The organism is Streptomyces sp. NPDC027962 (genome assembly GCF_055566095.1).
On the sequence record NZ_JBVHTA010000017.1, the window covers coordinates 58157 to 66655 of the forward strand.

Genomic DNA, 8499 nt, shown 5'->3' on the forward strand with positions numbered 1-8499 from the left:
ATTACTACTGGTTTAGGCGAGCAACTGTGTCGGCGCGTCCACCCTTGATCAGGCGTCGCCGATCCGGTTCGAGGGGCGCCATGGCTCGCTGCGGATGCGCTGGTGCCGGTCTGCTGCAGGTTTCAGCCCACGGTGAGAGTGCCCTTCGTGCACGGATACGTGGTGCACAGGTATGCGTAGCTGCCGGGCGTGGACGGTGCGGTGAAGGTGATCGTTGCCCCGTGCCGGATGGTGCCGGTGGCCGACGCCGCGCGCCCTGGCCGTACGGCCGTCTGCCCCGCCCCCTCACCCGAACGGGACGCGAAGACACCGCAGGACGCCGGCGCAATGCGCTGCCGGCCGACGCCCAGAAGCGGCTAAGGAACGTCCTTGCCGAGCACTTCGCGGGCCAGTTCCGCCAGCGCCTTGCGGTCCTGCGCCAACGCGGCCTTGCCGGCCTTGGTGGCCCGGTAGACCCGCCGGACCCGGCCGTCCACCACCCGCTGCTCCGAGGTCAGCAGCCCGTCGGCCTCCAGCCGGTGCAAGGTCGGGTACAGGGTGCCGGGGCTGATCTGGTAGCCGTGGCGGGCCAGTTCCTCGGTCATCCACGCGCCGTGGATCTCCTCCTCGGCCGCGTGATGCAGGATGTGCAGCCGCACCGCGCCCCGCTGGAACTCCCGCACCCTGGCCCACCTCCGGCAGTGACGAAACCGATATCGGTATCCGATCCTACGCCGGGGGCATCCTGCCGGACCTCTCCCGGTACAGCCTGGGCATAGATATCGTGCAGCGACATCGGATGCCGATATCTGAGAGCGAGCCGCGTCATGGACAGCGAGCACTCCCTCGACCGAGTCATCGACACCCTCACCGCCCGCTTCCCCCACCACGACCCCAAGGTTGTCGCCGAGACCGTCTACGCCACCCACGCACAGCTACGGGAGAACGCCACCGTCACCACGCATCTGGCCGCGCTCACCCAACGGCAGGCCGCCGACGCGCTCGCGCGCACCCTGCCCAGGCGCCCCACCCATCAGGCGTAACCGGCTGATCCCTTCGGGCCGGGTCAGGCAGCCGTGCCGAAGCCGGCGGCGGCCAGGTCCTGCTCGCGCAGCGGGGTGAAGTCCACGTTGAGGCGTCCCCCGGAGTGTGGACACGGAGGTTCATGCTGCGAGTGTGAGTGTACGTGCTCTCTGCTGTTGCTGTTCGAATTCGGCAGGTGAGAGGTAGTTGAGGGCGCTGTGGCGTCTGCGGGCGTTGTAGTAGGTGAGCCACTGGAAGATCTCCAGCCGCGCCTGGCGCATCGTCGGGAACAGCCGGTGGTGCATCGTCTTCCTCTTCAGCCCCTGCCAGAAGCTCTCAGCGAGGGCGTTGTCGTAGCTCGAGCCGACGCGTCCCATGCTCCTGCGGATCCCGAAACCATCACAGACCCGCGAACGCGGCCGACGTGTACTGCGAACCCCTGTCCGCGTGGAAGATCACTCCGCCGACCTTGCCGCCGCGGGTCGCCACCGCCATCTTCAGGTTGACGCGCATCAGGCGCTCGACGCGCTTGCGGTTGACCGTGTGCCCGAAGCCGCGCAGCTCGGCATGGACGCGCCGGACCCCGTAGGTGCCCTTGTGCTCGGTGTGGATCTCACGGATCTCCACGAGCAGAGCGTCGTCGGCGGCCTGCCGCTCCCGGCGGGTCTTCGCGCCGGCGATCCACCGGTAGTAGCCCGAGCGCGAGACCCGAAGGACCCGGCATATCCGCTGGACGCCGAAGGTCTCGGCGTGGGGGCGGAGCTTCAGGTCCAGCTCTTCGAGGGGGCGGGGATCGCGCCGCGAGACGTCACTCCCTGGAACGCCTACCCCTGGTACATCAACCGCTCGCCGAAGGCGGCCGAGCTTCAGGCCGGCGTCGAGGTCCTGAAGCAGCTGCTGGGGTTGATGCCGAAGGTGGAGGTCGTGCTTCTCCAGGGCAGCGAAGCCCAGGACGCGTGGCGCCGCCTGCTCAAAACGCACCCCGGAGTTGTCCGTGAACGGAGTCTGAAGGTGGTCCGCACCTACCACCCGGGACGGCAGGCTCTCTTCGTGCGAGACCCGGATGAACGCGCCCGCCGCGCCCAGCACAGAGTCGACTCCTGCCAGACCGTCGGTGACGTGCTCCGTGGGGTGGGCGGGCAGCAGTAGAGCTCGGCCGTGCTGGCGCGGACCAGGCCGTGGATCATCTGGCCGATGGGTGAGGAGTGGCGCCGGGGTTGGTGCCAAAGCAGCCAGTAGTTGACCTTGAAGGTCCGAGAGGCGGCTCCCGCGGCTTCGTGGGGCTCTTCGCAGCGGCCGATGCACCGGCGCGGGTGCCGATTCGTCAGAATGAAGGAATCCCGACAGGGATGAGGCTTGCAAACTACGGGTGAGGTTGGGTCAGAACGGCCTGCGGTCACCCGGACGCGGTGACAGGCCCAGGGCCAGGCACTCTCAGTCGTGCCAGGGAGCTGCGGGCGAACGCGGAACTCGTGGACTGTTGCTCACCCGTGTCGCGCCACTCGTTCTCGTTGCGCGCGTCGCCGCACCACTCCTCGGCGATGCCCACGCCGCCTGTGAAGGCCACGTGCTCGTCGACGACGAGGACCTCCCGATGGCACCGTTGCTCATGACACCTGCACGCCGATGAGGCACGTGTCGTCGTCCGTGTCCGACCTGCTGTGGGTGAGCAGTCCGTCGAGCCGGCGTTCGAGCGAGGCGGCGGGGGCGCCGGCCGTGGCGAGGAGCTGGTTGAGGGAGTCGTGGACGGCCGTGTCCCTGCGTTCGACCAGGCCGTCCGTGTACATCAGCAGCGTGTCGTCGGGCTCGAGCTGCACTTCGGACTCCTCGTACTGCGCCTCCGCGAGCGCGCCGAGGAGCAGGCCGCCGAGCAGCGGCAGAGTGTTCGCCTCCTGTCCGCGGACCAGCACCGGCGGCAGGTGGCCCGCCCGCGCCCAGCGCAGGACACGGGTCTCGGGGTCGAAGACGCCGCAGACCGCGGTGGCAGTGACCTGCTCGGTGAGGTGGTGCGCCACGATGTTCAGCCACGACAGCAGCTGCGCCGGTCCGGCTCCTGTGACCGCAAGGCCGCGCATGGCGTTACGCAGAACCACCATGCCTGTCGCCGCGTCGATGCCGTGGCCGGCGATGTCCCCGACGCACAGCAGGATCCGTTTGGAGGGCAGGAGGACGGCGTCGTACCAGTCGCCGCCCACCAGCGACTCCGTCTCCGCGGGCCGGTAGCGCACCGCGACCTGCAGGCCGGGAGCGTCCAGCGGCGCGCGGGAGGGCGGCATGATGGCGTGCTGGAGCTGCAGGGCCAGCCGGTTGTGCTCGGCCGACTCCTGTTCCGTCTGCGCGAGTTGGTCGCGGGTGGCGGCCAGGGCCACCTCGGTCCAGTGCTGGGACGATATGTCCTGGTATGCCCCACGTACGGCGAGGAGCCTGTCGTCGGCGTCGAGGACCGGCTCGGCAATGACCCGGATGTGGCGCGTGACTCCGTCGGGGCGCTGAAGGCGGAAGGCCGTCGAGGTGGCACGGCGGTGGTGGAGCACCGCCTGGAGGAAGCGGCCGATGGCGACGGCATCGTCCGGGTGCGCGTGATCGGCGAGATCGTGCAGCGGCACGGCGTTGTCGCAGACGTCGAGTCCGTACAGGGCGAAGAGCTGGCTGTTCCAGGTGATCTCGCCGGTCACGAGGTTCTCCTCGAAGCCGCCGATGCGGCCGAGGCGCTGTGCGTGCTGGAGGAGGCTGGCGAGCCGGGCGGTCTCGTCCTCGATGCGCCAGATGAGGAGCACGCTGCCGCCGTGCCGGCTGATGCTGAGGTCGGCGACGGAGGACAGCGGCACCTGGTCGACGAGGGCGGTCAGTGTCATCCGCCGGGCGCGGAACGGTTCGCCGGTGGCATAGACGTGTTCGATCTTCTCGAAGAGTTCGCTGTCGCCCGCGGCCGTCGGGTAGGCCTCCAGCAGCAGCGCTCCACTGACGGCGCCGCGGACACGTCCCGCCGGGTCGAGAAAGCGGCTGTTCGCGTGGCGGATCCGGAAGTCGACGAGATGGCCTTCGGCGTCGAGATGCGGTGTGAGGACCAGCGCGGGGTCGTACAGGCCGTCGGCGAGGTCGACCAGTTCGGACACATCAGCCGATTCGTGCACGGCCGGGTGGTGCCCGGCGCCGTCGGGGAAGCTTTCCAGCGTGCGGGCGCACAGCTCGGCCAGCGCTTCCAACTGCCGCTCGACGGCGGGCAACTGGGGTGCGAGCGGCTGGGGCCAGCAGATCTCCAGCACCCCGTGCACCCGGCCGCCGGTCCCGGCCGGCAGCGCGACACGTCCGCCTTCGGGTGTCTGCGCACGTCCGATGGAGGGGATGTTGTCGTCGGCGAGGGAACGGATCCGCACGGTGTGCGGCCCGGTCAGTGCCTGGCGGGCGACGGTCGCCACGCCGGGTGGTACGTATCGCCAGCGGGCTGCCTCGTCGGGGCTGAACCCGGCGTGGCCGCAGAGGGTGAGCGAGGCGTCGGAGCCTGCTGTCCAGACGGCCACGGCGGTGGCCCCGAGCGGGGCCACCGCGTGCTCGAGCAGGGATTCGGCGACGGCCTGGGTGTCGCCCGCGGCGAGCGCGGCGCTCTCCGCAGTGCGCAGCCTCACGGCGACGGACGCGCCACCGTCCTCCCCCGGCCCGGCTTCGCCGTTGGTGCGCCGTACGAAGTCGTCCGCCACCTCGGCGACACGGTCCTGGGCCGCCTGGTTGATGATGTCAGCGGCCAGCGCCAGCTGCGACAGGCCGGCCTGCTCGGCGAGTTCGGAGAGCTGGCGTGCCGCCTGCGCGGGACCGCACCGGAGCCGCTCGATCATCACGCCCTTGGCGAGTTCGATCAGGGCGCGGCCGTCGGCGGCGGCGTGCGCCGCCCGCACTTCCCCGCGGAGCCGTTCGACCGTGGCGGCCAGCCGGCCGACGGTCGAGGTGTGGCTCGGGGTGGCGTCCGTTGAAGCGGCGCCGGACGCCCGAGCGAGCGGCTGGTCGACGTCGGGCGGGAGCACTGCGCCGGCGGTGGGGACGGCCGTTGCCGCGGAAAGGTCCGGCTGCCGCCCGGAGGCGGATGACGGCACCTCGTCCGCGGTGCGGTCTCCGCGGTGTTCAGGAGCACTCAAGGCGCTGACTCCTCGATGGGAAGCTGCGAGATGGGGGAAGACACCGGTACAGGTGTCCGTCGCGTTCGGGCCGGGACCGGAGCGAAGGCTCTAGCGGCCATCGAGCCAACGGCGGACACAGGCGATGAGGTCACCCGCGTCCACCGGCTTGGTGACGTAGTCGCTGGCGCCGGAGGCAAGGCTCTTCTCCCTGTCTCCGGGCATCGCCTTCGCGGTGACCGCGATGACGGGCAGGTCGGCGTGCGCCGGCATCCGCCTGATCTCGGCCGTCGCCGTGTAGCCGTCCATCTCGGGCATCATCACGTCCATCAGGATCAGATCGACGTCCGGGTTCTCGGCCAGGGCCTCGATTCCCTTGCGGCCGTTCTCCGCGTGCAGGACCTGGATCCCGTGGAGCTCCAGAATGCCGCTGATCGCGTAGAGGTTGCGGGCGTCGTCGTCGACGACCAGCACGGTCCGGCCGTGGAGCGTGCCGTAGGAGCACTGTGTGGCCTGCGGACGGGGTTCTCCCGCGCGGACCAGCGGCACGACGTCGCCGGGCTGTTCGGCGAAGAGGTGCAGCGCGATCCGTTCCCGCAGTTCGTCCAGGCTGGAGAGCAGCTCCATCGGCCGCTCCTTCGCCCGCGACTGCAGCGTCCGCTCGTGCGCGGCGTCGAGGCGCCGGTTGTTGTGGGCGAGTACGGGCACGGTGCGCAGTGCGGCGTCGCCGTCCATCGCGTCGAGGAAGCGCAGGGCTCCGCCGTCGGCCATGTCGAGTTCGAGGACCACGCAGTGGAACGGCGCGGCGGCGAGAGCTGCGGCGGCTTCCTGCGGCCCGACCGCCGCGATGACCTCGATGGCCTCGCGGTCGTTCCCTCCCCCGCCCGCCAGTTCGGCCACCGCGCTCTCCGCGACGAGGGACAGCAGCCCGCGCGGGCGTTCCTCGATCACCAGCAGTCGGCGCGGCTGTCTCGGCGCTGCGCCGGTCGTGGCCGCCGGACGCTGCCCGCCGGCGGGCAGCGGCGCGGAGTCGTCACAGGCGGGAGCGGCCGCGTCGCCGGCCGTCTCCTCCTGGAAATCGGCGCGGGCGACGGGCAGGTACAGGGTGAAGGTGCTGCCCCTGCCCGGGGTGCTCTCCGCGGTGAGGGCGCCGCCGAGCAGATGGGCGATCTCGCGGCTGATGGACAGGCCCAGACCGGTGCCCCCGTATTTGCGGCTGGTGGTGCCGTCGGCCTGCTGGAAGGCACCGAAGATGGCCTCGAGCTGCTGCTCGGCGATCCCGACCCCGGTGTCCTTGACCCGGAACGCCACGACGTCGCCGCCGCGCTGCACGGGACGGGGCAGCTCGCTGTCGGCGGCCGCCTCGATGCGCAGCTCCACGCTGCCGCGTTCGGTGAACTTGACCGCGTTGGAGATCAGGTTCCGCAGCACCTGCCGCAGCCGGGAGTCGTCCGTCAGCACATCGCCCGGTACGCCGGGCGCGGTGGTGATCGTGAACTGGAGGTTCTTCTGTGTGGTGAGGGGCCGGAAGGTCGCCTCGACGTAGTCGAGCAGCTGCCGCAGCGCGACGCGCTCCGGGTTCACGTCCATCTTTCCGGCCTCGACCTTCGAAAGGTCGAGGATGTCGTTGATCAGCTGGAGCAGGTCGGACCCCGCGGAGTGGATGATGCCGGCGTACTCGACCTGCTTGGCGGTGAGGTTGCGGGTCGGGTTCTGGGCCAGCAGCTGGGCCAGGATCAGCAGGCTGTTGAGCGGGGTGCGCAGCTCGTGGCTCATGTTGGCCAGGAACTCGGACTTGTACTTGGACGCGAGCGACAGCTGCTGGGCGCGGTCCTCCAGTTCCTGCCGCGCCTGTTCGATCTCCAGGTTCTTGGTCTCGATGTCACTGTTCTGGGCGGCCAGCAGGGCTGCTTTCTCCTCCAGTTCGGCGTTGGAGCGCTGCAGTTCGTCCTGCTGGACCTGCAGTTGCTCGGAGCGCGACTGGAGTTCGCCGGCGAGCCGCTGCGATTCGTCGAGCAGTTCGTCGGTGCGGGCGTTGGCGACGATGGTGTTGACGTTGACGCCCACCGTTTCCATCAGCTGCTCGAGGAAGTCCCGGTGGACGGGGGTGAACGCGGTGAAGGAGGCCAGCTCGATGACGCCGAGGACCTGCTCGTCGACGCAGATCGGCAGCACGATCAGGCTGCCGGGCGTGGTGCTGCCGAGCCCGGAGGAGATCCGGACGTAATCGGCGGGCACCTGGTCGGCGGCGATCACGCGCCTGCTGCGGGCCGCCTGGCCGACCAGGGACTCGCCCAGCCTGAACCGGTCGTGGCCGGCGTCGTCCGCCGGGCGCCCGTAGGAGCCGACGAGCCTCAGCTCGGTGCCTGTGGGCGCTTCCTCCGCGAGGTAGAACGCGCCGTACTGCGCGGCGACAAGGGGGGTGAGTTCGTCCATGACGAGCTCGGCGACCACGGCCAGGTCCCGGTGGCCCTGCATGAGTTCGGAGATCCGGGCGAGGCTGGACTTCAGCCAGTCCTGCTCCTGGTTGGCCCGCGTCGTCTCGCGCAAGGACTCGACCATGGAGTTGATGTTGTCCTTCAGTTCGGCGACCTCGCCGGAGGCATCGACGGTGATCGACCGGGTCAGATCGCCCTCCGCGACGGCGCTGGCGACCTCGGCGATGGCCCGCACCTGGCGGGTGAGGTTGCCGGCCAGTTCGTTGACGTTCTCGGTGAGGCGCTTCCAGGTGCCGGAGACGCCCTCGACCTCGGCCTGCCCGCCGAGACGTCCCTCGCTGCCCACCTCGCGGGCGACGCGGGTCACCTCGGCCGCGAAGGAGGAGAGCTGATCGACCATGGTGTTGATGGTCGTCTTCAGCTCCAGGATCTCCCCGCGCGCGTCGACATCGATCTTCTTGGACAGGTCTCCGTTGGCGACGGCGGTCGTGACCAGGGCGATGTTGCGGACCTGGCCGGTCAGGTTGTTCGCCATGGAGTTGACGTTGTCGGTGAGGTCCTTCCAGGTGCCGGCGACGTTGGGCACACGGGCCTGGCCGCCGAGACGTCCCTCGGTGCCCACCTCGCGGGCGACGCGGGTCACCTCGTCGGCGAAGGCGGACAGGGTGTCGACCATGGTGTTGATGACGTCGGCGAGCGCGGCGACCTCGCCCTTGGCCTCGACCGTGATCTTCCGCGAAAGGTCACCGCGCGCCACGGCGTTGGCGACGTCGGCGATGGAGCGCACCTGGCCGGTCAGGTTCGACGCCATCACGTTGACGTTGTCCGTGAGGTCCTTCCACGTACCGGAGGCGCCCCGGGCGGTCGCCTGGCCGCCGAGGTTGCCCTCGGTGCCGACCTCGCGGGCGACGCGGGTGACCTCGTCGGCGAACGACGACAACTGATCCACC

Annotated in this window: 5 protein-coding genes and 1 pseudogene; 2 read left to right on the forward strand and 4 right to left on the reverse strand. The window is 70.1% G+C overall.

Annotation, left to right across the window (positions count from 1 at the left end):
* Positions 1–356 precede the first annotated feature (356 nt).
* On the reverse strand, positions 357–662 hold the full coding sequence (locus tag ACZ4SA_RS17955) for an Rv3488 family transcriptional regulator (RefSeq protein WP_468275267.1): 306 nt from the start codon (positions 660–662) through the stop codon (positions 357–359).
* 144 nt (positions 663–806) lie between these two features.
* On the opposite strand from ACZ4SA_RS17955, the gene ACZ4SA_RS17960 reads away from it, so the two are divergent.
* Positions 807–1022: a three-helix bundle dimerization domain-containing protein gene (locus ACZ4SA_RS17960; protein WP_468275269.1), complete on the forward strand. Its 216-nt coding sequence runs from the start codon at positions 807–809 to the stop codon at positions 1020–1022.
* A 120-nt stretch (positions 1023–1142) separates the two neighbouring features.
* Here the strand turns inward: ACZ4SA_RS17960 and ACZ4SA_RS17965 are convergent.
* A pseudogene (locus ACZ4SA_RS17965) lies at positions 1143–1734 on the reverse strand (IS3 family transposase); the annotation flags it as partial.
* Here ACZ4SA_RS17965 and ACZ4SA_RS17970 point away from each other — a divergent pair.
* On the forward strand, positions 1651–2151 hold the full coding sequence (locus tag ACZ4SA_RS17970; protein WP_468275470.1) for a uracil-DNA glycosylase family protein: 501 nt from the start codon (positions 1651–1653) through the stop codon (positions 2149–2151). The pseudogene ACZ4SA_RS17965 and the gene ACZ4SA_RS17970 sit on opposite strands and share 84 nt — an antisense overlap.
* A 458-nt stretch (positions 2152–2609) precedes the next feature.
* Here ACZ4SA_RS17970 and ACZ4SA_RS17975 read toward each other — a convergent pair whose 3' ends face one another.
* Positions 2610–5132, reverse strand: a complete 2523-nt coding sequence (locus tag ACZ4SA_RS17975; RefSeq protein ID WP_468275271.1) for a SpoIIE family protein phosphatase — start codon at positions 5130–5132, stop codon at positions 2610–2612.
* Between the two features lie 90 nt (positions 5133–5222).
* Positions 5223–8499: HAMP domain-containing protein (locus ACZ4SA_RS17980; protein WP_468275273.1), on the reverse strand; the 3277-nt coding region annotated here is incomplete at its 5' end.

Bases quoted from the DNA above. Each gene is read 5' to 3' on its own strand.
- ACZ4SA_RS17960 (WP_468275269.1), top strand. From the start codon at position 807: ATGGACAGCGAGCACTCCCTCGACCGAGTCATCGACACCCTCACCGCC.